This is a genomic window from Micromonospora sp. WMMD736 (assembly GCF_049179015.1).
Taxonomy (GTDB): Bacteria; Actinomycetota; Actinomycetes; order Mycobacteriales; family Micromonosporaceae; genus Micromonospora.
Genome location: NZ_JBMHMI010000113.1, coordinates 1 through 2,368, shown reverse-complemented (window position 1 = coordinate 2,368; position 2,368 = coordinate 1). Strand labels below are relative to the sequence as shown.

The window sequence follows — 2,368 nt, the reverse complement described above, 5'->3', positions numbered from 1 at the left end:
TGCGGCCGTATCCGGCATCACACATCACCGGAAATGCCGGGCGCAGCACGTGGAATGCCCCGCGTAGGTGCACGTCGAGCACTGCGTCGAAGTCTTCGTAGCTCATCTCACGCAACGGGCTGCGCCGCACGATGCCGGCGTTGTGGATCAGGATGTCGACGCGGCCGTAGTTGGCCAGCGCCGTCTCGATGATCGCCGCTCCACCGGTGGCGGTGGCCACCGACTCGGTGCAGGCAACTGCATCACCACCGGCGGAACGGATCTCGGCCACCACCGTATCCGCGGGGCCCGCGTCGGAGCCGTCACCGGACAGTGCACCACCCGGATCGTTCACCACCACGTTGGCCCCGCGGGAGGCCAGCAGCAGGGCATACTCGCGTCCCAACCCCCGACCGGCGCCGGTGACGACGGCGACCCGGTCGTCGAATCTCAGTTCGGGCATCACGTTCCGAGCTCGAGCCCGTCCAGGTCGCCCTTGTCGCGCCACTCGGCGATCAACTCGTCGAACGCGTAAAAACCGGGCGAGTAGAAGTCACCGAGAAACGAGCCGTTGCCGACCGCACCGCCGCGGCCCTCGTTGTTGTAATAGCCAGGTGTACACGACAGCTCGAATGCGGAGTTGTCGATCGCGAGTTCGCGGACCGTCCTGACCCAGTTGTCCTGACCGTCCTGGCTGGGCTCGACCGTGGTGGCGCCGCGGTTCTGGGCCTCGGCGATGATGTAGGCGATGTGGGCGGCCTGCTGCTCGAACATCGCGGTGGTGTTGGCCGACACGCCGCCCTGGATGAAGCCCATGAAGAACTGGTTGGGAAACCCGCGACTGGTCATCCCGTGCAGCGTCTGGTAGCTGTCCTGCCAGTAGTCGAACAGCGAGCGCCCGTCGCGACCCACGATGGCGTCGATCGCATAGCGGCGGCTGATCTCGGTGGAGATCTCGAAGCCGCTGGCGAAGATCACGCAGTCGACCTCGTACTCCACCCCGTCGGCGACGATTCCGTTCTCGGTCAATCGTTCCACGCCCTTGGAGGCCGACACGTCGACCAGCGTCACGTTGGGGCGGTTGAACGCCGACAGGTATTCCTCGCTCGAGCACGGCCGCTTGCACATGAACCGGTAGTACGGCTTGAGCGCCTCGGCAGTGGCGGGATCGTCGACGATGGCCGCGACGCGTTGCCGCAGCCGCTCCATGATCTTGTAGTCCTCTTCTTCGCGGAACGCCATGATCTGCTCGATGCCCAGGGCGGTCGGATCGGGGCTGGCCGCGATCCGCGCCGTCAGATTGCGCCCGAGTTCGGTCCAGAAATCGCACACCAGATCCGGCTCGCCGAACACTACACCGACGAACGGCGACCAGTTGTGGAAGTTGCGCTTGCGTTCCTCCTGCCAGCCCGGCTGCAGCGAGGCGGCCCACGCCGGATCGGTGGGTGTGTTCTCCCGCTCGTCCACCGACGACGGGGTGCGCTGGAAGACGAAGAGCTGCTTGGCATCCCGACCGAGATGGGGCACCAGCTGCACACCGGTGGCCCCGGTGCCGACGAGTGCGACCCGCTTGTCGGCCAGCTTGTCCAGGCCACCGCTTGCGTCCCCGCCGGTGTAGTCGTAATCCCAGCGCGCCGAGTGGAATACGTGTCCCTTGAAGTCCTTGATCCCCGGAATACCGGGCAGCTTCGGACGGTTATAGGAGCCCTGCGCCATCACCACGAACCGGGCCCGGATGTCGTCGCCACGGTCGGTGCTGATCCGCCAGCGTCGCAGCGCATCGTCCCAGCGCAGTTCGCGCACCTGGGTGGAGAACAACGCGCCGTCGTACAGGCCGAAGTGCTTTGCCATGTTGCGGCAGTGCTGGAAGATCTCGGCGCCGTCGGCGAACTTTTTCGACGGCATGAAGCCCAGCTCTTCGAGCATCGGGATGTAGCAGTACGCGTCGTTGTCGCACTGAATGCCGGGGAACCGGTTCCAGTACCAGACGCCGCCGAAGTCGCCGGCCATCTCGATGACCCGCACACCGTCGACACCGGCCTTCTTCAGGTACGCTCCGGCCAACAGCCCGGAGAACCCGCCACCGAGGATGACGACATCGGCGTCTTCGACGATCGGATCACGCTCGGTCACCGGCGTATAGGGATCCACCTCGTAGAAGTCGGCGAAATCGCCCTCCAACTCCAGATATTGATCGGCGCCTTCCGGTCGCAGCCTCTTCTCCCGCTCGACGCGGTACTTCTCGCGCAGCGCGTCGATGTCGACGTCGTCCGGGGTGTCCGTGGGTCCGCAGCCCGTTTCGATGGTGGTCATTCACTCTCCTTCTTAGCGATTTCGGCGTGATTTGTTGCGCTGAGCGCCACTGAGCACGCCGAAATCACTCGAGCTC

At 65.2% G+C, this 2,368-nt stretch carries 2 protein-coding genes; both read right to left on the bottom strand.

The window, feature by feature from the left end; translation table 11 throughout:
• Positions 1-442: SDR family NAD(P)-dependent oxidoreductase (locus tag ACN269_RS34350; RefSeq protein ID WP_421477454.1), on the bottom strand; the 442-nt coding region annotated here is incomplete at its 3' end.
• Entirely contained in the window at positions 442-2,292 is a 1,851-nt protein-coding gene (locus ACN269_RS34345; RefSeq protein ID WP_421477452.1) for a flavin-containing monooxygenase, read from the bottom strand. The genes ACN269_RS34345 and ACN269_RS34350, both read right to left, overlap by 1 nt.
• Positions 2,293-2,368 lie beyond the last annotated feature (76 nt).